This is a genomic window from Luteimonas sp. A611 (assembly GCF_054072715.1).
This window is the reverse complement of record NZ_JBSVRP010000001.1, coordinates 1,796,510-1,821,168: the sequence shown is the minus strand read 5'-3', so window position 1 is coordinate 1,821,168 and position 24,659 is coordinate 1,796,510. Positions and strand designations below refer to the sequence as shown.

Sequence of the window (24,659 nt, the reverse complement as noted above, 5' to 3'; positions counted from 1 at the left end):
CGTGGCGCCCTCTCCATGGTCGCCGCGCCTACTCTTGAAGCTGCCGTCCGAAGGTTCCATGACCGACATCCATTCCGACAAGATCCTGATCCTCGACTTCGGCGCGCAGTACACGCAGCTGATCGCACGCCGCATCCGCGAGATCGGCGTCTATTGCGAGATCTGGGCCTGGGATCATGATCCCTCCGAAATCGCTGCGTTCGGCGCGAAAGGCATCATCCTGTCCGGCGGGCCGGAGTCGACCACGCTGCCGGGTGCGCCGGCGGCGCCGCAGGAAGTGTTCGACAGCGGACTGCCGATCCTGGGCATCTGCTACGGCATGCAGACGCTGGCCGCGCAGCTGGGCGGTGCGACCGAAGCAGCCGACCAGCGCGAGTTCGGCCATGCCGAGGTCGACATCGTCCATCCCGATGCCTTGTTCTCCGGCCTGACCGACCATCCGGGCGCGCAGCGCCTGAACGTGTGGATGAGCCACGGCGACCACGTCTCGCGCGCGCCCCCGGGCTTCACCGTCACCGCCAGCACAGCGCGCATCCCGGTCGCCGCGATGGCCGACGAGCAACGGCGCTGGTACGGCGTGCAGTTCCACCCGGAAGTCACGCATACGCTGCAGGGCCAGACCCTGCTGCGCCGCTTCGTCACCGATGTCTGCGGCTGCACCACGCGGTGGACGGCGGCGCAGATCATCGAGGACCAGATCGCGCGCGTGCGCGAACAGGTGGGTTCGGACGAGGTGGTCCTGGGCTTGTCGGGTGGCGTGGATTCGTCCGTCGTCGCCGCGCTGCTGCACCAGGCGATCGGCGAGCAGCTGACCTGCGTGTTCGTCGACACCGGCCTGCTGCGCTGGCAGGAAGGCGACCAGGTGATGGCGATGTTCGCCGAACACATGGGCGTCAAGGTGATCCGCGTCGACGCCGCCGACCGCTATTTCAAGGCGCTCGAGGGCGTGGTCGACCCGGAAGCCAAGCGCAAGATCATCGGCAACCTGTTCATCGAGATCTTCGAGGAGCAGTCCGACAGGCTGAAGAACGCGCGCTGGCTGGCGCAGGGCACGATCTACCCGGACGTGATCGAGTCCGCCGGCAGCGGGACCGGCAAGGCGCACGTCATCAAGAGCCACCACAACGTCGGCGGCCTGCCCGAACACATGAAGCTGGGCCTGGTCGAGCCGCTGCGCGAGCTGTTCAAGGACGAGGTGCGGCGCCTGGGCGTCGAGCTCGGCCTGCCGCGGACCATGGTCTACCGCCACCCGTTCCCCGGGCCTGGCCTGGGCGTGCGCATCCTGGGCGAGGTCAAGCGCGAGTACGCAGAACTGCTGGCGCGCGCCGACGCGATCTTCATCGAGGAACTGCGCAAGGCCGACCTGTATGACAAGACCTCGCAGGCGTTCGCCGTGTTCCTGCCGGTGAAGTCCGTGGGCGTGGTCGGCGACGCGCGCGCCTACGAGTGGGTGATCGCCCTGCGCGCGGTGGAGACCATCGACTTCATGACCGCGCACTGGGCGCACCTGCCGTACGACTTCCTCGGCACGGTGAGCAACCGCATCATCAATGAGCTGCGCGGCATCTCGCGCGTGGTGTACGACATCTCCGGCAAGCCGCCGGCGACGATCGAGTGGGAGTAGCGGGTTTGGAAGCCGGGGCGGGGCGGAGCGTTATGCTTGCGTTCCGTCCATCCAGCAGGATCGCCTGATGCACTCCAGACCCTTCGGCCGCACCGGCCGCAACGTTGGTGAAATCGGCTTCGGCGCCTGGGCCATCGGCGCGGCCTGGGGCAAGGTCGATGACGCCGAGTCCGTGGCCGCGCTGCATGCGGCGCTCGATGCCGGCCTGGATTTCATCGACACCGCAGATGTGTATGGCGACGGCCATTCCGAACGACTGATCGCACGCGTGCTCAAGGAGCGCGGAGGGGAGCGCCCGTTCGTGGCGACCAAGGTGGGGCGGCGCCTGCCGTCCCAGACGGTGGAGGGCTACACCGCGGATAATCTCGAGAGCTGGATCGACCGCAACCTGCACAACCTCGCAACCGACTGCCTGGACCTGGTGCAGCTGCACTGTCCGCCGACCGACGCCTACTACCATGCCGAGTTGTTCGAGCGGATGGATCGCCTCGTCGAGCGCGGCAAGCTGCGCAGCTATGGCGTCAGCGTCGAGCGCGTGGAAGAGGCGCTCAAGGCCATCGAGTATCCGAACGTCGCCAGCGTGCAGATCATCTACAACATGTTCCGCCTGCGGCCGGCGCAGCTGTTGTTCCGCGAGGCCAAGCGGCGCGGCGTGGCGGTCATCGTGCGCGTGCCGCTTGCCAGCGGCCTGCTCAGCGGCAAGTTCCGCGCCGATACGCGCTTCGAGGCCGATGACCATCGCCAGTTCAACCGCCAGGGCGAGGCGTTCGACGTCGGCGAGACGTTTTCCGGCGTGCCCTACGAAGTCGGCCTTGCCGCGGTCGAAGAGCTGCGTCCGCTGGTGCCCGAAGGCGCGACGATGGCGCAGCTGGCGCTGCGCTGGATCCTGATGGACGATGCGGTGAGCGTCGTGATCCCGGGCGCCCGCAACCGCGAGCAGGCGTTGGGCAATATTGCCGCGGCCGATCTGCCTGCGCTTTCGCAGGCGACGATGGATGCGGTCGCGCGGATCTACGACGAACACATCCGCCCGCACGTGCACCAGCGCTGGTGAGCCGCGGGCAGCCCATGCACGGCACGCCTCTCCCGCCTGACGACAGCGCAACGCTGGTGACCGACGAGCGCTGGATGCGACACGCCTTCGCGCTGGCCGACCGCGCCGTACGCGAGTTCGACGAGATCCCCGTCGGCGCCGTGCTGCTGGGCCCGGGCGGCGCGCTGCTTGGCGAGGGCTGGAACCGCAACCTCGCCGAGCACGATCCCACCGCACATGCGGAAATCGTGGCCATGCGCGAGGCTGGACGCGCGATGGGCAACCACCGGCTCGTCGGCGCCACCCTTTACGTGACCCTTGAGCCTTGCGCGATGTGCGCGATGGCGATGGTGCACGCCCGCATCGCGCGCCTGGTGTACGGTGCCGCCGATCCCAAGACCGGCGCCTGCGGCAGCGTCTTCGACCTGGTCGCAGACCCGCGCCACAACCATCGGATCGCGGTGCAGGGTGGGCTGCTGGGTGACGAGGCAGGCCGGCGCCTGAGCAACTACTTTCGCGCGAAGCGCGGCAAGGCGCCGCTCGATCCTTCGGGCGAATCGCCTCTCGAACCACACCCCGAACCGCCCCTGTAGGAGCGGCTTCAGCCGCGAACGGACCGGGCGTATGAAGCCAAGGCTCCCTCGCGGCTGAAGCCGCTCCTACAGGGGGCGAACAGCCCCCTACTGGACCGGGCCGCGCCGGCTTGCGAAACGGTGGCGGTCGTCCATCTCGTCGTTGACAGCCCGCACCGCCATCGAGGCTTCGCTGGCCAGCAGCAGGCTCGATCCGAACATCGACAGCACGCCCAGTACCGCCATGATCGTCGGCCCCGGTCCGAACAGGTGGTTGAAGAACGAGTCGCCTGCGACCAGCAGGCTGGTGCCCACGAAGCAGCTGATCGCCACGTACAGCAGCTGGCTGGCGCGCAGGATGATCTGGCTGCGCCGGCGTTGCACCGTGATCCGCCGCTCCAGTACGGCGCGTTCGCCGGCATCCTCGATCTCGGCCAGGTCCTTGAGCAACTGCCGCGCGCGATCGATGATGCGCGCCAGGCGCGCGTTGGCCGAAGCCAGCAGCGCCGCGGTTGCGGTGAGGAAGAACGCGGGCGCGAGCATCGCGGTGAGGATGGCGTAGTGGGCCATCGAAGCGTTGGAGGGCATGGCGACTCGGGAGCGGGCGGGGCGGCGGGTTATCATGCCGCGTCCCGACAACCACCGCGAGCGCATGGCACCGCACGACACTGCACAGGGCGACGGCTACCTGGTCTGGATCGACCTGGAAATGACCGGCCTGGACACCGACCGCGACTCGATCCTCGAGATCGCCACGGTGGTCACCGACGCTGGACTCAAGGTACTGGCCGAAGGTCCGGCCTTCGCGATCGCGCATCCGCTCTCGGCGCTCGAAGCCATGGACGAGTGGAACCGCAACCAGCACGGCAAGTCCGGCCTGTGGCGGCGAGTGCTGGAGGAGGGCGTCGCGATGGCCGAGGCCGAGCAGCGCACGCTGGCCTTCCTGCAACAGTGGCTGGGTCCGCGGCAGTCGCCGATGTGCGGCAACTCGATCTGCCAGGACCGCCGCTTCCTGCACCGGCAGATGCCGGAGCTGGAACGCTTCTTCCATTACCGCAACCTCGACGTCAGCACGCTCAAGGAGCTGGCCCGGCGCTGGGCGCCACAGGTGCTGTCCGGCGTCAAAAAGGCGGCCGCGCATACCGCGCTGAGCGACGTGCACGACTCGATCGATGAACTGCGCCACTACCGGCGCTTCATGGGGCCGCTGTCGGGCCAGCCTGCGCCGGCCTGAACCGTGGCGCGCGTCAAGGCTCCTGCCCACGCGCGGGAGCGCTAGCATCTCGCCATGGCACAGATGATCGAACCGGCCGGCGGCCTGTCCGCCGATACCCTGGACCGCGCGGATCTGCTGCGCGCCGTAGCGCTCCTGGAAGCGCCAACCATTACCGCGCGCATGGCCAATCTGGTTGGCGCGCCGCTGGAGTTCGCGGTGCGTGCGTTGCCCGCGTCGGTCTCCGCGCGCATCCATGGCGCGGTCGAGGCCGCGCTGTACCGTTCAGCGCAGGTCGCGCTGTCGAGCATGGACAACCGCCCCGGTCGCGTCGCGTCCACGCGCTGGCACAAGGTGGCGGCAGCGACCACCGGCGCGATAGGCGGGGCATTCGGCTTCACCGCGCTGTTCGTGGAGCTGCCGGTTTCGACAACGATCATGATGCGCGCGGTGGCGGACGTGGCGCGCAGCGAAGGCTTCGACCTGTCCGACCTGGCCACTCGCCAGTCCTGCCTCGAAGTCTTCGCCCTGGGCGGCAAGTCGACCAAGGATGACGCCAGCGAAACCGGCTACTACCTCGCGCGCGGCTTCACCGCCGACGTGATGCGCCACCTTTCCGCGGAACTGGCGGGACGCAGCCTGGCGGGGCAGGGGCTGACCGGCGGGATCGGGTCAAAGGAAACGGGCAAGTGGCTGGCGAAACTGGTGGAGAAGGCCGCCGCCCGCTTCGGTGTCGTGGTGACTGAGAAGTTCGCGGCACAGGCCGTGCCCATCGTCGGCGCTGCGACGGGCGCCGCGCTCAACACCATGTTCACCGACTACTACCAGGACGTAGCCCGTGGTCACTTCATCGTGCGACGCCTGGAGCGGCGCTATGGCGAAGCGGTCGTGCGCGAGGCATACAACCGGCTGGCGCGGGGCAGGGCGGGTTGAGCATGCGTGCCCGCGGCGCCTGCCGCGGGCACGTCCACGATCAGCTCCTGGCGTCGGCCTTCGCCTTCGACTTGGCCAGCTTCAGCCAGGTATCGACCACGGTGTCCGGATTCAGCGACACCGACTCGATGCCTTCCTCCATCAGCCACTGCGCCAGATCGGGATGGTCGCTCGGCCCCTGGCCGCAGATGCCGATGTACTTGCCCTTGGCGCGTGCGGCCTTGATCGCCATCGACAGCAGCTTCTTCACCGCCGGATTCCGCTCGTCGAACAGGTGGGCGACGATCGATGAATCGCGGTCGAGCCCCAGGGTGAGCTGGGTCAGGTCGTTGGAACCGATCGAGAAGCCGTCGAAGATCTCGAGGAATTCCTCGGCCAGCAGCGCATTCGAGGGCACCTCGCACATCATGATGATCTTCAGGCCGTTCTCGCCCCGGCGCAGGCCGTTCTCGGCCAGCACCTCGATCACCCTGTGGCCTTCCTCCAGGGTGCGCACGAACGGAATCATCACCCAGAGGTTGTCCAGGCCCATCTCGTTGCGGACGCGCAGCACGGCGCGGCATTCCAGAGCGAACGCCTTGGTGAACGAGGGATCGACGTAGCGGCTGGCACCGCGGAAGCCGATCATCGGGTTTTCTTCATGCGGCTCGTAGTTCGTGCCGCCAATCAGGTTGGCGTACTCGTTGGACTTGAAGTCCGACAGCCGCACGATCACCGGATTGGGCGCCACCGACGCGGTCAGCGTGGCGATGCCTTCGGCAAGCCGGTCGACATAGAAATCCACCGGCGAGGCATAGCCGGCGCTCTTCTCGTCGATCTTCTTCTTCGTCGCCGCGTCCTGGCGGTCGTATTCGAGCAGCGCATTGGGATGCACCCCGATGTGCGCGGCGATGATCATCTCCAGCCGCGCCAGGCCGATGCCTGCGTTGGGCAGCTGGCCGAAGTCGAACGCGCGCTCGGGGTTGGCGACGTTCATCATGATCTTGAGCGGCGCCTCGGGCATCGAGGCCAGGTCGGTGGTGATGCGATCGAAGGGCAGGGCGCCGTCGTAGATGAAACCGGTATCGCCCTCGGCGCAGCTGACCGTGACTTCCTTGCCGTCCTCGATCACGTCGAGCGCGTTGCCGGTGCCGACCACCGCCGGTACCCCAAGCTCGCGCGCGATGATCGCGGCGTGGCAGGTGCGGCCGCCGCGGTTGGTGACGATTGCCGCGGCGCGCTTCATCACCGGCTCCCAGTCGGGATCGGTCATGTCGGCGACCAGCACGTCGCCCGGCTGCACGCGCGCCATGTCATCGAGGCTGCGCACCACGCGTGCGACGCCGCTGCCGATCCTCTGGCCGATCGCGCGTCCCTCGGCAATCACGGGGCCGCGCTGCTCCAGCGCGTAACGCTCGATCTGGGTCGCCTTGGTGCGCGACTTCACGGTCTCCGGACGCGCCTGCACGATGAACAGCTTGCCGCTGACGCCGTCCTTCGCCCACTCGATGTCCATCGGACGGCCGTAATGCTCCTCGATCACCAGCGCCTGCTTCGACAGCTCATGCACGTCGGCATCGGAGAGCGAGAAGCTGCGGCGCAGTTCGGCCGGCGTCTCCTCGGTCCTCACCCGCTCGCCGGGCTGGTCGGAATAGACCATGCGCAGCTGCTTGGCACCGATCGAGCGGCGCAGGATGGCGGGCTTTCCGGCCTTGAGCGTGGGTTTGTAAACGTAGAACTCATCGGGATTGACCGCACCCTGCACGACCATTTCGCCCAGGCCGAAGCTCGAGGTCACGAAGACCACGTCGCGGAAGCCAGACTCGGTGTCGAGGGTGAACAGCACGCCGGACGCGCCGACGTCCGAACGCACCATCAGCTGCACGCCCGACGAGAGGAACACGTCCTCGTGCTTGAAGCCGTGGTGCACGCGATAGGCGATGGCGCGATCGTTGTAGAGGCTGGCGAAGACCTCCTTGACCTTGCGCACCACGTCATCGGCACCGGTCACGTTGAGGAAGGTCTCCTGCTGTCCTGCGAACGATGCGTCAGGCAGGTCCTCGGCGGTGGCCGAGGAGCGCACCGCGACCGCGATCTCGCCGCCGCCGTTGTCGGCGCACAGCTGCGCATAGGCCTTGCGGATGTCGGCATCCAGCCCGGACTGCAGCGGCGCGTCGATCACCCAGCCACGGATCTCGCCACCGGCCGAGGTCAGCGCGCCGACGTCCTCCACGTCGAGCGGTGCGAGCCGGTCGAAGATGCGCTGGTGCAGGTCGTTGTGCGCGATGAAATCCTTGAACGCGTCGGCCGTGGTCGCGAAGCCACCGGGCACCGACACACCCAGCCCGGAGAGCTCGCCGATCATCTCGCCGAGCGACGAATTCTTGCCGCCAACCTGCGCCAGGTCGGACAGCCGCAGGTCGTGCAACCAGAGGATGTTGGCCGTCGGTCCGGACGGCTGCGGTGCAGACTGGTTCAAGGCGGAACTCCCAAGTGTGGCGAAAGCGAAAGGACCAGGCAGCGCCCAGTCGAAAAGACGCTATTTTAGCCCCCACACCGGCCACGACAGCCGCCCGCGAACAAGGAGACAGCGTTGTCAACGACCAGACTCGTGTTCTACGTATCCGATGGGACCGGTATCACCGCCGAAACCATCGGCCACAGCCTGCTCACCCAGTTCGCTGGCACGAAGTTCACCACCAGCCGCATTCCCTTCGTCGACAGCGTGGAGCGCGCAGAAGATGTGGCCGAGCGCATCCGTACAACCGCCGCGGCGGAAGAGCAGCGCCCGATCGTGATCAATTCATCGGTCAACCCCGCCATCTCTGCGGCACTTGCCCAGAGCGGGGCGCTGATGCTGGATGTGTTCGAGCCGTTCATCGAGCGCCTCGAATCCGAACTCGGTCAACAGCGCCAGGCCAAGGTGGGGCAGGCGCACGGCATGGTCGATTTCGACACCTACCACCGGCGTATCAACGCGATGAATTTCGCGCTCGCCCACGACGACGGCATGTCGATCAACTACGACCAGGCCGACGTGATCCTGGTGGCGGTGTCGCGCGCGGGAAAGACGCCGACGTGCATCTATCTGGCGCTCCATCACGGCGTGGCTGCAGCCAACTACCCGCTGACCGACGAAGACCTGGAACATGACCGCCTGCCGTCGCGCCTGCGCGCGCACCGCTCCAAGCTGTTCGGCCTGACCATCGATCCGGTGCGCCTGCAGCAGATCCGCCAGGAACGGCGACCGGATTCGCACTACGCGGACCTTGAAACCTGCAAACGCGAGGTGCTCGCGGCCGAGAAGCTGTTCCGCGCCGAACGCATCCCGCTGCTCAGCACCACCCATGTTTCCATCGAGGAAATCTCGAGCAAGGTGATGTCGACCCTGGGTCTGGAGCGGGTCATGTATTGACGGGGCAGGGGAGGCGTGTCGCGCAGCCTGCGTTGCGCGGCAACTGCACGGTGTGCCGGACACCCATGCGGGAATTCGATGGCAGCGCGCTGCGCCGACATGATCCTCATGCGCCGGGTGTTACGCGCGGAGCCCTCTACAAGTTCCTTAACGTAGGCGCTTCCGGCTGAATCTTCAATCCTGCCCGCGCGCGACGCCAGCGTGTAGGATCGATCCATGCACCAGGTCGCCGCACGCAACACGCAGATCCCCAGGCTCGGCCGTTTCGGCTGGCTGATGGGTCTGTACGCGGAGAACTTCCAGCGCATGACGCGCTTGTTCGAACCGGCAGACCTGGCCGTCGGACGCCATGTTTCGAGCATCGGCAACGGGCTGGACGTGCAGCTCGACGTGCTTGAGCAACACGTCTACACCACCGAGCTGCGCCTGACCTACACCGTAATTGATCCCGTTACCGGCGAGCCGGATCCGTCCGCATTCCTGCGCCTGTACCGCGACGCCAGGCAGGCCGAGGCCACCCACTGCTACGTCGGGCGCCGCTGGCAGGACGTGATCGGCATGTACCCGCCGCCGGGCGAAGTACTCGACCACCGCATGCGGATGAACACCTTCCTCGGCAAATGGTTGCAGTACCTGGCCGAAAGCGGCCATGGTGTGGCCACGCTGCGGCCGGTCGAGCCGGAAGTCGTCGGGACCTGAGCCCGCAAACGCCGCTGCAGGAGCAGCTTCAGCCGCGACCGCGATACGCCGTGCCCGTTCGAATGCCAACGCGCCTTGCCGCGAAGCACTGGCGTTCTCGCGCTAAAAAAAATGGGCCCGGAATATCCGGGCCCATTGAAAAGTGGCGTCCCCACGGGGATTCGAACCCCGGTCGCTACCGTGAAAGGGTAATGTCCTAGGCCTCTAGACGATGGGGACGCTGTAAAACCTTTCTTCCGCTCATTTTCCGTGCGGCCTGTGCAGCGGAAAACGTGGTGGAGCCAGGCGGGATCGAACCGCCGACCTCCTGCATGCCATGCAGGCGCTCTCCCAGCTGAGCTATGGCCCCACGTGCTGGAAAGCGCGAAATTGTAGGGGCGACCGTGATATCCGTCAACAGGTGTCGACCGATCCGAGCGACGCGCCGCGTACATCCTCGCTGCAGAGGTTCAGTTGCAGCGCCTGCGGCAGACTCAAAACTTGCTGTTGCTGACGGACCAAGCTGTTGCGCAGCTGCGCGATGTTTGTCGATGGCCAACCTCGAAACGCAATCCACATCAAGGTTGCGTTCGTGGCGGTGGTCATCGCGAACACGGGAAAGAACGGCACCGGCACGAGGATGGGAACGTGGCTCCCAAGGATCCGGCTGTACTGGGACAATTTGGAAGGCGGGAACCACCAACTCACCGGGCGCGCCGATCAGGATGTTACATAATATGCATTATGCGAAATCAAGGATGTGCCGATCCGGCACAGAAACCGCCTCGCCCGGAAGGAATTTTCGGTCACCGCTGAGCGCTTCGGCAATGTTGGCGGATGACAGGGACTGCGGACGCGCTGCCCTACACCGGAATCAACGCTTGCAGGCCCGGTTGACGCCTTCGTCCAGGCGTTGGAGATCCTCATAGGTACGCTTCAAGCCGAGGATTCTCAGCATCGTGTCCCGGTACGCCTTCGCGTCCTCGCAGGCTTTGTTGTTTCGATCCGGATCCCACGGCATCGGCCGGGCTCGCGACGGCGCCCGGACGGCTCCGGATGCCGGCAGGAAGCTGCCGACCTGCCGTGATGCCTGAGCACGCCGTACGGCATCACTCCGGGCGGCCCGCGAGGTTTCGGTTTCCTCATAGGCATCAACGGCGACGCGCTTGGTCTCGCGCGAGGTTGCCGGACACGGCGCGTCCTGAATGCTCACGCCGCCCTTGTAGTCCACACACCGGTACAGATTCTGCGCGCCAACCGGAGACATCACGGTCAGCAGCACTATCGCCAGGAAACCTTTCATCCCCGCCTCCCCAAAGGCTGGGCGAACTATAGCAACGGAAGAACAAGGGAGCGCGCGCGTTCCGGCTGGAGTTCCCGGGAACACGGAAGCTTCCCGTTGGGTGATCTGCATCTGGCCAGACAGGCGGCAGGCGCACTATCCCGTCGCATCGCGAACACCCTGCCCGCGGCCGGGCCCGCGAGCCCTTCGCCCTGCGTTTACATCCGCCGCACACCCACGTGCCTAGACTCGTCCATTCCCAGCGACGGCAGCGAGGTCGACATGTCCATGAAGCATCGCCACGTGTTCAGAACGCGCAATGTCGATGACGCCAGCCGGGCCGTGCAGGCGGCGGTGGCTGGCGGCATTCCCGATGGCGACGTGCACATCGTGGCGCGCGGCGACATCGAGGTGGGACGGGTCAGCGACCGCCACAAGATGGCCGACAGCGACCTCATCCCTGCGGCCATGCGCGGCATGCTCATCGGCGCAGGCCTCGGGCTGGTGCTGGCCATCGTGCTGATGCTGGGCTGGGATGCGCCGATGTGGTCGCTGTGGATCGCCATACCCGGAGGCGCCGTGGTGGGAGGCCTGGCGGCTTCGCTGGCAGGGGCATCGATCCAGGATCCCGTCCGGCGCCAGTTCGCGTCCGAGCTCGAGGCTGGCGACGTGCTGGTGGTGGTGGACGCCGACGCCGATTCCATGCCGGCCGTACACCAGGCGATGGAACTCGCGGGTGCGACTCCGCTGTCCTACGATGCGCCATCGGCGATGACCTGAGCGGATGGGCTCAGTGGTAGCCCTGCCCCGCCACGATCTTGCCGCGGAACACCCGGTACGACCACGCCGTGTATCCCAGGATCACCGGCAGCATCACCACGACGCCGGCCAGCATGAAACCCTGCGACGAAGGCGGCGCGGCAGCCTCCCACAGCGTCAGCGATGGCGGTACCAGGTAGGGCCACATGCCCAGCACCAGGCCGGCGAAGCCCAGGCCGAAGAAGCACAGGGTGAGCACGAACGGGCGTGCGTCGCGGCCTTCGGCCATCGCGGCGCGCCACAGTGCAAACGCGGTCAGCACCGTCAGCAACGGCACCGGCGACAGCCACCAGAAATTGCCGGCTTCGAACCAGCGTGCCATTACCCTTGAATCCAGGAACGGCAGCCAGGCGCTGACCAGTCCCATGAATACCGCGACGACCAGCACCAGCGGCCGCGTCAGCACGCGCGCCATGCGCTGCAGGGTGCCCTCGGTCTTGAGGATCAGCCAGGTGCTGCCCAGCAGCGCATAGCCGAACACCAGCGCGGCCCCGGTAAGCATCGAGAACGGGCTGAACCACGACAGCAGGCCGCCGATGTAGCGGCCTTCCTGCACCGGCATGCCTTCCACCAGCGCGCCCAGGATCACGCCCTGCCAGAACGCCGCGCACAGCGATCCCAGCGCGAATGCCCAGCCCCACAGCCACCGCGTGCTGCCGGCCTTGAAACGGAACTCGAAGGCGACACCGCGAAACACCAGCGCCACCAGCATCAGCAGCACCGGCAGGTACAGCGCCGACAGCACCAGCGCGTAGGCCTTCGGGAAGGCAGCCAGCAGCCCCACCCCGCCCAGCACCAGCCAGGTCTCGTTGCCGTCCCAGATGGGCGCCGCGGTGTTCATCATCAGGTCGAGCTGGTCGCCGTCCTCGGCGAAGGGCGCGAGGATGCCCAGACCGAGCACGAAGCCGTCGAGCACGACATACATCAACACGCCGAATCCGATCACGCCAAACCACACCACCGGCAGCCAGGTCTCGATGGGCATCAGCGTATTCCTTCTTCCAGTGATGCGTCTGCCGCGCTCAGCGGCCGCGCAGGGGTGCGCTCGCCGCCCTCGGTTTCTGGCTCAGGCTCGTGCGGCATCGGGCCGCGGCGCAGCATATTCAGGATGTAGGCCGTGCCAAAGCCGAAGACCACCGCGTAGACCAGCATGTAGATGCCCAGCGACAGCGCCACGCTGGACGCACCGACGTCGCTGACCGCGTCCGCTGTGCGCAACTGCCCGTACACCACCCAGGGCTGGCGCCCCATCTCGGTGACGAACCAGCCGGCAAGGATGGCGATGAAACCCGCAGGCAGCATCACATTCCATGCGCGATGCAGGTGTCGGGCCGTCGCCAGCCGTCCCTGTCGCCAGCGCACGCCCGAGGCGACGGCCAGCAGCAGCATCGCCACGCCCAGTCCGACCATGACCCGGAACGCGTAGAACACCGGCGCCACCGGCGGCAGTTCCTCCGCTGGGGCCGAGTCCAGTGCATCGATCTGCCCATCCCAGGTGTGGGTCAGGATCATGCCGCCCAGGCGCGGGATGGCGATCTGCTGGCGGTTGGTGGCGGCCGCCTGGTCGGGGATCGCCCACAGCACCAGCGGCATGCCCTCGCCTTCCGGCAGCCGTTCCCAGTGGCCCTCCATGGCAGCCACCTTCAGCGGCTGGTGTTCGGCCGTGTTGAGGCCATGCAGGTCGCCGACCAGGATCTGCAGCGGCAGCACGATCAGCGCGAACGCGGTCGCCAGGCGCAGCATGCGGATCGCCGGCTCCCGATGCACACCCTTGCGCAGGTACCAGCCCGACACGCCTCCAATCACGAAACAGGTGGTCAGGAAGGCGGCCAGGGTCATGTGTACCAGGCGATACGGAAACGAAGGATTGAAGATCACTTCGCGCCACGAAGTGACGTGGAAGATCCCGTCCACCAGTTCGACGCCCTGCGGCGTATGCATCCAGCTGTTGGCAGCCAGGATCCAGAAGGTGGACAGCAGCGTGCCCAGCGCCACCATGCAGGTCGCCAGGAAATGCAGCCGCTCCGACACGCGCTTCCAGCCGAACAGCATCACGCCCAGGAATGTCGCCTCGAGGAAGAACGCGGTCAGCACCTCGAAACCAAGCAGCGGGCCGATCACCGCGCCCGCGCGCTCGGCGAACACCGACCAGTTGGTGCCGATCTGGAAGCTCATCACGATGCCGCTGACCACGCCCATGCCGAACGACACGGCGAAGATCTTCAGCCAGAAGAAATACAGGTCCTTCCACACCGTGTCGCGGGTGCGCAGCCAGCGATACTCCAGGAAGGCCAGCCAGCTCGACAGCCCGATCGTGAAGGCCGGAAACAGGACGTGGAAGCTGATGACGAAGCCGAACTGGATTCGCGAAAGAAGCAGGGCATCCATCGCGCTGGAATACCACAGCCGCCGCGAAATCCGGGTTAACCCGCTTGGCCTCACCCGCCAACGGTGGTGCAACAAGAAGGGATGGACCCCTACGGGCCCGTCCCTTCCAAAGACCTTCCGCTAGACCTCAGTGGGGTTGTTGCGGCGTCTGCGTACCACCCTGTGCAGTCTGTCCGGTACTGCTGCTACCGCCAGTGCCGCCCGCGCTGGGGGTGCCATCTGTGCTGCCACTGCCGCCGGCGGCGCCAGTGCTGCCGGTCGCGCTTGTGCCACTGCCTGGCTCGCTCGCACCCCGCGTCCGCGCAGAATCGTCTCCGCCGCGCGCACCCGTGGTGGTACTGGTATCGAAGTCGCCTTGGGCCGCGGGCTCCTCCGCCGCCACCTGGATGCGGTTGTCGAGATCCTTGACCCCGGAGATCGAATCGGCGATGTCCTCGGCGCGATGCTTCATCCAGCGCGTGGGCACCTTGCCCTCGAGCACCACACTCCCCTGCTCGCAGCGCACTTCGATGTCCGTGGCGTCAACGATCGGATCATCGCAGAGCCGCTCGTTCACCTCGTCGAGGATGCGCGCGTCCGATCGGGTGTAGCCACGCGGCCCGCGGCCACGATGACTGCCCTGCCCCTGCGTACGATAGGCCTGCTCCCAGCGTGACGAAGCATCTTCGGCGCCCTGCGTGCCACCGGCCCTGCCCGCCGGCCTGCCCCCGGCCTGTCGGCGCCCTTCGCCTCCAAACCCGAAGCTGCCCGGAAGATAGTCGTCTTCATGGGGCCGCAATCCGCCAGGCTGGCTGCCGTAGTGGCGCGCACCAGCCTGTTCTTCATGGCGCGATTCCCAGCCCGGACGGTCACGGTTGCGCGCCAGTTCGTCGGCGCGTGCATCGAACTCGCGCGCCGGTCGGTCGTCGTAGTCATGGCCGCCGCGCCGGGCACGTGCACCATGGTCGCCCCCGGCGGAAAACGAGTGCTCGTCGGACGTATAGCGTGCGTAGCCGGTCTCGGCTTCCCGTCGCGGCGTGGACCAGTCGTCGCGTCCCGCATCGGCGCGCCCTCCCTGGAACCCGCTGCGCGGCCCGTTGAACTGTTCCCCGCCATCATGACGAGGCGGATGATCGTCGCCCTGCTCCCGTCGCGTTGCGGCATGCAGCCACTCGCGACCTTGCTCGAGGTACTGCGCGCCGGTTTCAAGCAGGCGTTCGGCAACCGCCCTGAGCTCGCCGACGCCGGCGACATTGTGTTCGTTGTCGGGGCGATGACCCCGACGTGATCGGTTGGAATTACGCACTGATATGCCCTCCTCCGTTGATGTGGATGGTCTGGCCGGTAATGAACGATGCTTCTTCGCTCGCCAGGAACACGTAGGCCGGCGCGACTTCGGCAGGCTGTCCCGGGCGCTTGAGCAGGGTCGAGGCGCCAAACTCGGCGACTTCCTCCGCGCTGAAACTGGCCGGGATCAGCGGCGTCCAGATCGGGCCTGGCGCCACCGCGTTGACGCGCACGCCGCGATCCGCCACGGCCTGGGCCAGCGAAAAGGTCAGCGCGTGGATGGCGCCCTTGGTCGCGGCGTAGTCGATCAGCTTCTCGTGCCCGCGCACTCCGGTGACCGAACCGGTGTTGATGATCGATCCGCCTTCGCCCAGGTGCTCAAGTGCAGACGTGGCCATGTTGATGTACGCGAACACATTGGTGCGGAACGTGCGCTCGACCTGACCCGGGGTCAGGTCCTCGGGCTTGTCGACGGTGTGCTGTTCGGCTGCATTGTTGACCAGGATGTCGAGCCGGCCGTGTGCATCAACAGTGCGGCGCACCAGCTCGCGGCAGAACTCCGGATCGCCCAGGTCGCCTGCGATAGCGGTGCATTCGCTGCCTTCGGCCACCACCAGGCGTTCCGTTTCGGAGGCATCCTCTTCTTCGTCGAGATAGCCGATCACGACCTTCGCGCCTTCGCGGGCGAAGTGGATGGCGACTGCGCGGCCGATCCCGCTGTCGCCGCCGGTAATGAGCGCCACCTTGCCGTCCAGGCGCTTCGATCCGCGGTAGCTGTCGCGGATGCTCTGCGGTTGAGGCTGCATCTTCGACTGTTCCCCCGGCTGGTGCTCCTGCTCCTGCGGCGGCAGCTTCGCGGGTTCGTCGTTCATTCTGCGCTCCGTCCTTAATGGGTGGGTACCATGGCATCCAACCCGTGCAGTCCGTGTCGCGGCGGTCTTGCGGAACCGGCAACGCATTGCGTCACACGCGCCTTCGACGCTGCCAGTTCGTGGGAAGCTGCGCATCGGCAACTGCGCAGTTTCCGACGCAGATCAGGGATCGCCGCGACTCCTCTTAGAGCGTCGCGCCAGGCTCACGTCGGATTTCAGCTGCCCGGCGCCTCGTCCGATGGCCGGTGACTCACATCCACCACGTCGTCCAGCCAGAAGTAGCGCACCACGCCCATGCCACCGATGTCGTCGAGCTTGAGCACGGCGTTCATGCCCTCCCTGCCCTCGTGATCGATGAAGGTCTGCAGGCCGGGCTTGGCCAGCACCACGCCCGATACGGACGCACCGCTGGCCAGGGTGACGGTGACGCGCGCCTCCTGCTCCAGCGTGTCGCACAGCGACGAGAGTCTTTGGATGTCCTGTTGCCGGGTATGCACCCGGTCCGCGTGTTGCGCCATGAGCCTTCGCCTGGGGGATATCTGCGACCGATCCTACGTGCCGGCGTGTCAAGCCCGCGCGTGCAAACGGCGCGGGAACGTGCGTCCGGGGTGCAGTGATTAGCAGGCGTTCAGTCCCTGCATTCGCACCGTTGTCGGCCTGGCGTAAGTTGCGGCGGCCGCACTTTGCGACGCGAGTGGAGTCACGTCCGCGCAACATCCGCTGCGCTATCAATCAACCCTTCCAACACGAGGCACGCACCCATGAACCGCGACCGCAAGGATCTGCAGGACCCGGCGTCCCAACCAGCTGGCGAATCGCCGGACGAGCGGCGCGCGCGCAAGGCGCGGGCAAGCGAGAACCAGGACGAAGCCCTGGAGGAAACATTCCCGGCCAGCGACCCGGTGTCGCCGTTCATTCCGGCGAAAAGACCCGAATGAAGGAGGCCGGGCGCGGCGCGTGCCCGCAGCCTTTGATGGGCTCTGCAGATGCGGCTCCTGCCGAACGGAATTGAATTGCAGGCGATTGCGGCTGAAGATGCCCCCGGGACCAGTGGGTTCGTCACTTCCCGGCAAGATAAGCGTAGATCGCCTGATTTTCTCCGACATCCGCAGCAAATTGACAAATTTTTACACGGTTCACGCTATGGTGGCGCACCATCCGCTACCAGAAGACCTTTGATGGCCCCCAAGAACAACAACACAGTCCTCCGCAAGTCCGGGAAGTCCGGCGGCAAGCAGAACGCAGCCCTCACCCGCGAGCAGATCGAAGACCACATGACGGCGTTCCGCAAGGCCGGCGGCAAGGTCGAGAAGCTCGGAAACACCAATACATTCAAGAAGATCGGCTGATACCGCGATCCGGTCCGCTCAGCGGATCGGCACATCGTGGAAGGCCTCAGGTGGCGGATGCATCCGCAACGTGTAGTGCCACCACTCCAACGGATAGTTCTCGAAACCGTGCCGCGCCATGGTATCGCGCAGCCGTGCGCGGCTGTCGCGCTGCCCCTGGCTGATGCCGGGGTGGTCGGTGTTGGCACGTGGATCGAAGAAGTCGAACGCCGTGCCCATGTCGAGCGGCGAGCAGCCGCGCTGCCCGCAGCGAAGCAGCGTGAGGTCCACCGTCGCGCCCCTGCTGTGGCCGGACTGGTCGGCGATGTAGCCGGGCACCAGGCCGGCCTTGTCCAGCGCCGGGTAGTACTCGGCCTTGGTCGACTGGTCGCCCGTGTCCGCCGCCCAGCGCACGAACTGGCGCACCGCGCGTGCGGGACGGTAGCAGTCGAAGATGCGCAGGCGCAGGCCTTGCCGCCGCAGCTCCAGTTCGACATTCCGCAGCGCCTCGGCCGCCGGACGCAGCAGGTAGCACTTTGCTGCGCCGTAGCCGTCGACCGGCCTGCCGGTGAAGTTGCGCGGGCCGGCGTAGCGAATGTCGAGGTCGATGTCGGGCACCAGTTGCCCGATGTCCACCATGCCGACGGATTCGGGCGTGCCTGCGTGTTCGGGTGACACGCCATCTGCGGCAGCGCGCATAGCTGGCCCGGGAACGGTCTGCGGCGACGTGGTGCAGGCCGCGCAAAGCAGCATTCCGAGCAGCGCCATGCCCAGGCCGAGTCCGCGCCTGCCTGTCGATTCACCCGATGCGCGTGGCGCTTGGCAGCAGTGGGAAGCATCGGTCATGCAGTGTCCTCCGGCGCAGGCGCCACGGGACGCTGGATCCAGGCCCCCGGATGGATGAAGCAACTGCCCTGGCCTCCCATGACACCAGGCTGCTCAGGGCGCCGGGCAGTCGCCGATACGCTCGAAAGCGAGATCCTCGAAGTCGTAGCTGAAGTCCGCATCCGGGTCCACCTTGGCCATCGTCATCCGGGTGGAGGCGTCGCTGGCGTCGAACGAGAGCCAGGCCTCGACGTCCACGTCGGGATCATGCCAGTCCACCAGCAGCCGGTCGCGGCTGCGCAGCACAGCGCCGTGCAGCTTGGGCGACTTCAGCGCACGGAACTCGACGCCCTCGCCCGCCGCGCACACCAGCGCTTCGCCAAACCAGGGGTCGGCGTAACGTCCCGGCACCAGCAGCCGATCGGATGCCGTGGCCGTTGCGCGGTCGTCGGCAATTGGGCCGGCCGCATCGGCCGGCGCTTCCCCCGCGGCTGCGCGCGCCGTCGCCAGCAGGCCGGCGTAACGGGCTACCGTCAGCGCGGCGTCATGCGGTTGGGTGTAGCGCTTGACCAGCACCTGGCCCAGCACCGTTCGCAGCTCGTCCGCGTTGCCGTTGGCCAGGATCACGATGCCGACACCGAGTTCCGGCAGCAGCGTGAGCGCCGAATACATGCCCGACAGCGTGCCGGTGTGCGACACCTTCCATCTGCCGTCGACGTCGGCCAGCCGCCAGCCGTAGCCATAAGCCGAGAAATGGCTGTTGTCCCAGTCGCGCATGCGTTGCGACAGCGGCATCGGCATGTGGTTCTTCCAGACTTCCCCGCGCTGCGTTTCCGACAGCCAGGGTGCGCCGGCTGCGTCCAGGCCATGGTGCGTGGGCTGCAGCCACATCGCCGCCCAGCGCAGCATGTCGTCCAGGCTGCAGCGGAGGCCGCCGGCCGCCATCATCGGCACGTCCGCAATCACTTCGCCATCCTGGCGCACCACCACCTGCGTGCCGCCGGGCTGGCGCATGTGCGGCTGCGCGACGTTGCCCACCGCGTCGCGCCTCCACTGCCCGGCCTGGCATCTGTCCATGCCCAACGGCTGGAACAATTCGCGGCGAACCAGCTCGTCGAACGGCGTGGCGCCCACGGCTGCGGCCACCTCGCCGGCAACGATGTAGAGCGTGTTGTCGTAGGCGTAGCGCGAACGGAAGCTGTAGGCCGGCTTGAGGTGTCGCAGCCCGCGGATCACGTCCTCGCGCGTGAACAGGTTGGGCTCCGGCCACAGCATCAGGTCGCCCGCGCCGGCGCCGAGCCCGCTGTTGTGGATCAGCAGGTCGCGCACCTGCATCTCGCGCGTGACCCAGTCGTCGTGCATGCGGAACTGCGGCAGGTGCTTCACCACCGGATCGGTCCAGTCCAGCTTGCCCTGGTCGACCAGCCGCGCCAGCACGGCCGCGGTCATCGCCTTGCTGTTGGATGCGATCTTGAACAGCGTGTCGCGGTCGATGGCCTGCCCGCTGCCGGCAGCAAGTTCCCCGCGCGTGCGCGCGAACACGACCTCGCCACCGACGATCACACCCACCGCCAGACCGGGCGGGTCGTAGCGCTCGAAGGCGTCGTCGAACGCGGCCTCGAGCGCGGCGACATCCGCGTCGGCTCCCACGTCGGGCGCGGGTTGGCGAGCGTGCGCGCAGGCCGCCGACAGCATCATCAGCGCACAGGAAAGGAAACGGCCCGCGTGCGGGCCGTTTCCACGCGTACCAGCTGAAGCCTGCACGGTCACCAGAAGTCGTATTGCACCAGCAAGGTATAGGCGCGTCCACGCGGATCGGCGATGCGCGGCTCCCAGCCGGCGCCGCTGGCCCAGTCGTTCTTGTGCGCGGTGAACGGCGGATCCTCGTCCAGCAGGTTCTTCACGCCGAAGGTGAGGCGCAGGCTCTCGAAGCCGCTGTAGGTGGTGCTGTAGTTGTAGGTGATGTAACGGTCGACGTCGGGGTTCCACTGCGAAGGAATGTAGTGGCCGTTCGAGACGCTGGTCGGCTCCTCGTCCTTGTAGCCGTGGCGATAGAGCTGGGTCAGGCTGTGCGACCAGTCGCCGCGCGACCAGGCGAAACCGAGCGTGTGCTTCCAGCGCAGCGGCAGGCTCCAGTAGCGGATGTACTCACCGACCCGGTTCTCGGAGTACGGCATGAACTCGAGCAGCTTGTCCTGGTAGTTGTCCAGGTAGCTGCCGTTGAGGTTGACGTTCCAGTTGCCGCCGGCCAGTTCGCCGCGGACGTTGAGGTCGAGCTCGACGCCACTCATCAGGGTGCCGCCCGAGTTGACGAAGCGACGGTCGATCAGGACCACCTCGCCGGCTGCATCACGGATCCAGTTGGCGCTGAAGATATCGTAGTTGTCGCGCAGGACGTCGAGATCCGGACCAGTGCGGATCGTGTTGAGGCGTTCGATCTGCCACCAGTCCAGGCTCATGTTGAACCAGTCCACTGGCGCGAGCACGAAGCCGAGGCTCTTCTGCCTGGACTCTTCGGGCGCGAGGTTCGGGTTGCCGCCGGTGAGGATATCCGGGTCTATCTGCTCGCAGCCCGGCACGCTTACGTCCACCACGCCGCCCGGGCAGGAGGCCGGGTCGGCCAGGTCCAGCGCGTTGTTCTGGCTCTCGGTCATGCCGCTGAACAGCTTGCTGAACTCCGGCGCCTTGAAGCCGGTGCTGTAGGCGCCGCGAACGGCCAGCGCATCGATCGGCTGCCACTTGAACGAGACCTTGGGATTGGCGGTGCCGCCGAAGCCGCTGTAGTGGTCATAACGGGCGGCAAGGGTGGCTTCGAAGCGCTCGAAGAACGGCAGGTGGATCTCGGTAAACACCGCCTTGACGTCGCGGCTGACCTCGTCGAGGGCGTTGGCATCATCGAATGGCGCGTTGAAGATCGCCGGGCGCGTATCGGCGGCGCGGGGGTCGCCGTTGAACTCGAACGCTTCGCGCCGCAGGTCGACGCCGACCGCGACCTGCAGGTCGCCGCCGGGCAGAGGGCCAATGCTGCCCGACATCACCGCATCGAAATTGGTGACCGTGGACTTGCCGCCATACAGCACCACGCCCTGCGCAGAAGCCGCCTGCAGCGCCGCGACGGCCTCCGCGCTCTGCTGCTGCCCGGGCATCAGGAACGGGTTGAGCAGGCCATCCGCGAAAGCCGCCTGCAGTCCCTCGACGTAGTGATAGCCCGTTCCGAGTTGGGACTCGGATTCGCTGGAAGCGCGCGACAGGCCAAGGCTGTAGTCCCAGCCGCCGAGCGTGCCGTCCAGGCCGGTCATGAATCGGAAGGCTTTGGTGGTGGACTCGATCTCGCGCGGCCCGCACTCCATGCAGCGCCAGCGATAGCCGATGGGCGCGCCGTAGGTCAGCGCACCGGCGCCGAAGTAATCGGCCATCGCGCCGTAGACCATGTCGTAGGTGTCACGGGTGCGGTCGTTGAGCGGATACCAGGTGGAGGGGTTGAACACCGCCGTCGCGGTAGCGGACGAGGAGATCTGGTTGGGTTCGAAAATGCGGTTGGCCTTCGCGTTCGAGCCCATGAACTCGACATAGGCCTGGTGCGAATCGTCGATCCGGAAGGTTGCCCGCCCGATCGCCTGCACGGTTTCCAGCGGCTGCTGCATGACTGCGGCGGCCGGATAGTCCCAGGTGCAGCCGTAGCGCGATGCCACGCTGGCCGCGGTGGTGGCCCACAGCCGGTAGTCGTACGGCCCCATCATGTCGCTGCCGGCCTCACAGCCGGGGCCGCCGGGCAGGTTGAGGGTGTTGACGCCGTTGACCGTGGCGCCGTCAGGCGCGGTGAGCGTCGTTCCGGTGAGCCCGCCGGCGAGGTTGAAGATGGTCGCGAACGGTGTGCCGCGCGTATCGGGCGAGAGTCCGCGCTCGGGCTGCAGGCTGTTGGAGAAGTCGCGGGCGTTGCCGCGGAGCACGTCGTTCTTCCTTGCGCCCACGCTCAGAAAGGCGTTCCAGCGGTCGCGGTCCAGGTCGCCGCCGCCCACCAGGAAGTCGGTGCGGTAGATGTTGCCGCCACCATCCTCGGTCAGGTCGACGAAGGTCGATGCCTGCGCGCCCTGGTAGTCGGTGCGGGTGATGAAGTTGATGACCCCGCCGATGGCGTCGGTGCCGTAGATCGCGGATGCACCGTCGCGCAGCACCTCGACACGGTCGATCGCGGCGAACGGGATCGAGTTCAGGTCGACGGCGGTGCCGCGCAGGCCGTGGGTCGCCACGCGGCGGCCGTTGAGCAGCACCAGCGTCGCATCCGCGCCCTGCCCGCGCAGGTTGGCGCCGGACACGCCATTGTTGCCGCGCAGGTCGGCCGGCGCGATGCCGGCGTTGGCCGACAGGTTGTCCGATCCGTTGCCGGCGATGTTCATGTACATCATCAACTGTTCGGCGGACGAGATGCCCTGCGCCTCGATCTCCGCCTTCTGGATCACGGTGACCGGCAACGCCGCTTCGATATCCGTGCGCTTGATGCGCGAGCCGGTGACGCTGATGCGGTCGAGCGTGCGCGTGGCTTCGCTGGCCGTGTCCGCGGGCGCGGTGTCCTGGGCGGCGGCAGTCCCTGCCAGTGCAAGCGCGATGGCGAACGGAAGCGCGGATACCAGCGCGGTTGTGTTGCGGGTGCGGACTGCAGCCATGGAATTTCCCCGGAAAAAGTGGTCGACAAGCGACGCACAGGCGCGTTGGAACAGATACGCCCGAGTCCGTTGTCGTGTGTTGCCCCCTGCCCTGTTGCCTGAAACGCGCCCCGGAATCCCGTCGGTTTCCGGGTGCGCGTCGCAATGTCGCGCGCCGGATATCCGCACGCCCCTGGAGTCATCGTGCGGCTGCCGTCGTTACCGGAGTGGCTCTGTCGGCTGTGTAACATGACCGTAGTGCGTGGTCAATAAATTATTCTTGACAGAACAACAAGATGAATGATGTATTCCCAGCCGGCGGAAGCGCGGCTTTCCGCAGGAGATTTCTCTTGCAAGAGCGTCGTTCGCTCGCAGGACTGCGATGGCTGGTGGCGGGAATGCTTGCGATGGCCGCATGCGGCTCCAGTGCGCGGGCGCTCCACGATCCGCAGGCCGAAGTGCTGCCCGGCGTGGTCCAGGCGCAGTTGCAGCCGGCGTACTGGGCAGGCCGCTTGCGCGATGCGGATCGCATCATCCTCGATGCCGACGCCATCGCCGCGCACAACGCGCGGATGCGCCAGTCCGAACCATCCTTGCACGACATCGAACAGCTGCCCTCCACGATCGAGGCCGAGCAGGTGCGCGCCTGGATCGAGGCCGCCTCGCCGCGTCCGGAGGGCACGCTGTACGACGCGGACGGCAAGGAAGGCAGCGCCCGCGCAATGGACAGGCTGGTCAACGCGCTCGACCTCAAGGGCATCCCGCAGACCCAGGTGACCCGCCATGGCATGGTGGTGCGGCGCGCGGACCTGCGCACGTTCCCGACCCACCTGCGCGTGTTCAGCACGCCCGACGATCGCGACATCGATCGCTTCCAGGAAAGCGCGCTGTTCCCCGGGACGCCGGTGGCGGTGGTGCACCGCAGCCGCGACCGGCGCTGGCTGTTCGTGCTCAGCGAAACCTATGCGGCGTGGATTGAATCGGACGCGGTGGCGTTCGGCGACAAGGCGGATATCTTCGCCTACACGCGCCGCATCCCCTTCCTCGTGGTCACCGGCGCGCAGGTGCGCACGGTGCACACGCCCGAGCGCCCGGCCGTCTCCGCGGTGCTGCTCGACATGGGCGTGCGCCTGCCGCTTGCCGACTGGCCGACGGACGAGCCGCTCAACGGCCAGCATCCCGGCTTCGGCCATGCGGTGGAACTGCCGGTGCGCGGCGACGATGGCAGGCTGGAGTTCGCGCCCGCGCTGATTCCGCGCTCGGCCGATGTCTCGCCCGACTATCTGCCGCTGACCAAGACCGCGCTGATCGCGCAGGCGTTCAAGTTCCTGGGCGAACGCTACGGCTGGGGCCACCGTTACGACGCGCGCGACTGCAGCGGCTTCGTGTCCGAGGTCTACCGCAGCTTCGGCCTGCTGCTGCCGCGCAATACCAGTGCGCAATCGCGCAGTCCGGGCCTGGACGGGATCGCCATCGACGCAAGCCTCGGTCACGACGAGCGCCTGCGCCTGCTGCGCCAGACCGAGGTGGGCGACCTGATCTATATTCCGGGCCACGTGATGATGGTGATCGGTCGCATCGAAGGCGAGACGTACGTGATCCACGACACCGCCGGCATCTCGCTGCTGGGCGAGGGCGGCGCGCTGCGCAGGTACCGGCTCAACGGCGTGGTGGTCACCCCGCTGCTGCCGCTGATGTCGGACGCCACCACCGCGACCGTCGACCGCATCACCAACATCCGGCGCATCCGGCCATGAGCGACACAGGGAAGGCGGCCGCGGCCGCGGGG

General features: G+C 66.9%; 24 protein-coding genes and 2 tRNA genes. 12 read left to right on the top strand and 14 right to left on the bottom strand.

Translation table 11 applies throughout. The annotated features are described in order from the left end of the window. Nucleotides 1-58: 58 nt before the first annotated feature. The 3 genes from guaA to tadA all read left to right on the top strand — a co-directional run bounded on the left by guaA (nt 59) and on the right by tadA (nt 3,250). Nucleotides 59-1,624, top strand: coding sequence for a glutamine-hydrolyzing GMP synthase (gene guaA, locus ACW5EG_RS08100; protein WP_457018280.1), 1,566 nt, complete (start codon nt 59-61; stop codon nt 1,622-1,624). Between the two features lie 67 nt (nt 1,625-1,691). Then, nucleotides 1,692-2,678 carry an aldo/keto reductase gene (locus tag ACW5EG_RS08095; protein WP_457021235.1) on the top strand — a complete coding sequence of 329 codons (987 nt, stop codon included), beginning with the start codon at nt 1,692-1,694 and terminating at the stop codon, nt 2,676-2,678. Nucleotides 2,679-2,692: 14 nt separating this feature from the next. After that, nucleotides 2,693-3,250: a tRNA adenosine(34) deaminase TadA gene (tadA, locus tag ACW5EG_RS08090; protein WP_457018278.1), complete on the top strand. Its 558-nt coding sequence runs from the start codon at nt 2,693-2,695 to the stop codon at nt 3,248-3,250. Between the two features lie 87 nt (nt 3,251-3,337). On the opposite strand, the gene ACW5EG_RS08085 is transcribed toward tadA, so the two are convergent. Beyond that, a complete protein-coding gene (locus ACW5EG_RS08085) occupies nt 3,338-3,799 on the bottom strand; it encodes a DUF2721 domain-containing protein (RefSeq protein WP_457021233.1) in 462 nt (153 codons plus the stop codon). A gap of 82 nt (nt 3,800-3,881) precedes the next feature. On the opposite strand from ACW5EG_RS08085, the gene orn reads away from it, so the two are divergent. Continuing rightward, nucleotides 3,882-4,463: an oligoribonuclease gene (gene orn, locus ACW5EG_RS08080; protein WP_457018436.1), complete on the top strand. Its 582-nt coding sequence runs from the start codon at nt 3,882-3,884 to the stop codon at nt 4,461-4,463. Between the two features lie 54 nt (nt 4,464-4,517). Beyond that, nucleotides 4,518-5,375, top strand: a complete 858-nt coding sequence (locus ACW5EG_RS08075) for an EcsC family protein (RefSeq protein WP_457018276.1) — start codon at nt 4,518-4,520, stop codon at nt 5,373-5,375. Between the two features lie 40 nt (nt 5,376-5,415). Here the strand turns inward: ACW5EG_RS08075 and ppsA are convergent, their stop codons facing one another. Continuing rightward, complete coding sequence (ppsA, locus tag ACW5EG_RS08070) at nt 5,416-7,833, bottom strand: phosphoenolpyruvate synthase (protein ID WP_457021232.1); 2,418 nt, start codon at nt 7,831-7,833, stop codon at nt 5,416-5,418. 114 nt (nt 7,834-7,947) lie between these two features. Between ppsA and ppsR the strand changes: the two genes are divergently transcribed. Further along, nucleotides 7,948-8,769, top strand: a complete 822-nt coding sequence (gene ppsR / locus ACW5EG_RS08065; protein ID WP_457018274.1) for a posphoenolpyruvate synthetase regulatory kinase/phosphorylase PpsR — start codon at nt 7,948-7,950, stop codon at nt 8,767-8,769. Nucleotides 8,770-8,985: 216 nt separating this feature from the next. Further along, complete coding sequence (locus ACW5EG_RS08060; protein WP_457018273.1) at nt 8,986-9,468, top strand: DUF1249 domain-containing protein; 483 nt, start codon at nt 8,986-8,988, stop codon at nt 9,466-9,468. A 143-nt stretch (nt 9,469-9,611) separates the two neighbouring features. Here the strand turns inward: ACW5EG_RS08060 and ACW5EG_RS08055 are convergent. From ACW5EG_RS08055 to ACW5EG_RS08040, 4 genes are all read right to left on the bottom strand, one after another. Then, nucleotides 9,612-9,687 (bottom strand) — tRNA-Glu (locus tag ACW5EG_RS08055). Nucleotides 9,688-9,741: 54 nt separating this feature from the next. Further along, nucleotides 9,742-9,817, bottom strand: a tRNA-Ala gene (locus ACW5EG_RS08050). 44 nt (nt 9,818-9,861) lie between these two features. Then, the gene (locus ACW5EG_RS08045) at nt 9,862-10,128 is read right to left on the bottom strand and encodes a hypothetical protein (protein WP_457018272.1); all 267 of its coding nucleotides are present in this window, start codon (nt 10,126-10,128) and stop codon (nt 9,862-9,864) included. A 193-nt stretch (nt 10,129-10,321) separates the two neighbouring features. Beyond that, nucleotides 10,322-10,750, bottom strand: coding sequence for a DUF4124 domain-containing protein (locus tag ACW5EG_RS08040; RefSeq protein ID WP_457018271.1), 429 nt, complete (start codon nt 10,748-10,750; stop codon nt 10,322-10,324). Nucleotides 10,751-11,011: 261 nt separating this feature from the next. Between ACW5EG_RS08040 and ACW5EG_RS08035 the strand changes: the two genes are divergently transcribed. Next, the gene (locus ACW5EG_RS08035) at nt 11,012-11,509 is read left to right on the top strand and encodes a hypothetical protein (RefSeq protein WP_457021231.1); all 498 of its coding nucleotides are present in this window, start codon (nt 11,012-11,014) and stop codon (nt 11,507-11,509) included. Nucleotides 11,510-11,519: 10 nt separating this feature from the next. Here the strand turns inward: ACW5EG_RS08035 and cydB are convergent, their stop codons facing one another. From cydB to ACW5EG_RS08020, 3 genes are all read right to left on the bottom strand, one after another. Beyond that, on the bottom strand, nt 11,520-12,533 hold the full coding sequence (cydB, locus tag ACW5EG_RS08030) for a cytochrome d ubiquinol oxidase subunit II (protein ID WP_457021230.1): 1,014 nt from the start codon (nt 12,531-12,533) through the stop codon (nt 11,520-11,522). Then, nucleotides 12,533-13,936, bottom strand: coding sequence for a cytochrome ubiquinol oxidase subunit I (locus tag ACW5EG_RS08025; RefSeq protein WP_457021229.1), 1,404 nt, complete (start codon nt 13,934-13,936; stop codon nt 12,533-12,535). The genes cydB and ACW5EG_RS08025 overlap by 1 nt, the downstream gene beginning before the upstream one ends. A 127-nt stretch (nt 13,937-14,063) precedes the next feature. Next, on the bottom strand, nt 14,064-14,714 hold the full coding sequence (locus tag ACW5EG_RS08020; protein WP_457021228.1) for a BON domain-containing protein: 651 nt from the start codon (nt 14,712-14,714) through the stop codon (nt 14,064-14,066). Here ACW5EG_RS08020 and ACW5EG_RS08015 point away from each other — a divergent pair. After that, complete coding sequence (locus ACW5EG_RS08015) at nt 14,703-15,203, top strand: hypothetical protein (RefSeq protein ID WP_457021227.1); 501 nt, start codon at nt 14,703-14,705, stop codon at nt 15,201-15,203. The two genes, ACW5EG_RS08020 and ACW5EG_RS08015, sit on opposite strands and share 12 nt — an antisense overlap. A 10-nt stretch (nt 15,204-15,213) precedes the next feature. Here the strand turns inward: ACW5EG_RS08015 and ACW5EG_RS08010 are convergent, their stop codons facing one another. Next, the gene (locus ACW5EG_RS08010) at nt 15,214-16,074 is read right to left on the bottom strand and encodes an SDR family oxidoreductase (RefSeq protein WP_457018266.1); all 861 of its coding nucleotides are present in this window, start codon (nt 16,072-16,074) and stop codon (nt 15,214-15,216) included. Between the two features lie 215 nt (nt 16,075-16,289). Continuing rightward, nucleotides 16,290-16,592: a DUF3247 family protein gene (locus tag ACW5EG_RS08005; protein ID WP_457018265.1), complete on the bottom strand. Its 303-nt coding sequence runs from the start codon at nt 16,590-16,592 to the stop codon at nt 16,290-16,292. A gap of 243 nt (nt 16,593-16,835) precedes the next feature. On the opposite strand from ACW5EG_RS08005, the gene ACW5EG_RS08000 reads away from it, so the two are divergent. Both ACW5EG_RS08000 and ACW5EG_RS07995 read left to right on the top strand, forming a co-directional pair. Continuing rightward, nucleotides 16,836-17,012: a hypothetical protein gene (locus ACW5EG_RS08000; protein WP_457018264.1), complete on the top strand. Its 177-nt coding sequence runs from the start codon at nt 16,836-16,838 to the stop codon at nt 17,010-17,012. A gap of 240 nt (nt 17,013-17,252) precedes the next feature. Next, nucleotides 17,253-17,423: a hypothetical protein gene (locus ACW5EG_RS07995; RefSeq protein WP_457018263.1), complete on the top strand. Its 171-nt coding sequence runs from the start codon at nt 17,253-17,255 to the stop codon at nt 17,421-17,423. Between the two features lie 18 nt (nt 17,424-17,441). Here the strand turns inward: ACW5EG_RS07995 and ACW5EG_RS07990 are convergent, their stop codons facing one another. From ACW5EG_RS07990 to ACW5EG_RS07980, 3 genes are all read right to left on the bottom strand, one after another. Next, nucleotides 17,442-18,248 carry a M15 family metallopeptidase gene (locus tag ACW5EG_RS07990; protein WP_457021226.1) on the bottom strand — a complete coding sequence of 269 codons (807 nt, stop codon included), beginning with the start codon at nt 18,246-18,248 and terminating at the stop codon, nt 17,442-17,444. Between the two features lie 93 nt (nt 18,249-18,341). Beyond that, the gene (locus tag ACW5EG_RS07985) at nt 18,342-19,877 is read right to left on the bottom strand and encodes a serine hydrolase (protein ID WP_457021225.1); all 1,536 of its coding nucleotides are present in this window, start codon (nt 19,875-19,877) and stop codon (nt 18,342-18,344) included. A 116-nt stretch (nt 19,878-19,993) separates the two neighbouring features. Beyond that, complete coding sequence (locus ACW5EG_RS07980; RefSeq protein WP_457021224.1) at nt 19,994-22,891, bottom strand: TonB-dependent receptor domain-containing protein; 2,898 nt, start codon at nt 22,889-22,891, stop codon at nt 19,994-19,996. A gap of 377 nt (nt 22,892-23,268) precedes the next feature. On the opposite strand from ACW5EG_RS07980, the gene ACW5EG_RS07975 reads away from it, so the two are divergent. Then, the gene (locus tag ACW5EG_RS07975; protein ID WP_457021417.1) at nt 23,269-24,627 is read left to right on the top strand and encodes a C40 family peptidase; all 1,359 of its coding nucleotides are present in this window, start codon (nt 23,269-23,271) and stop codon (nt 24,625-24,627) included. The last annotated feature ends 32 nt before the right edge of the window (nt 24,628-24,659 follow it).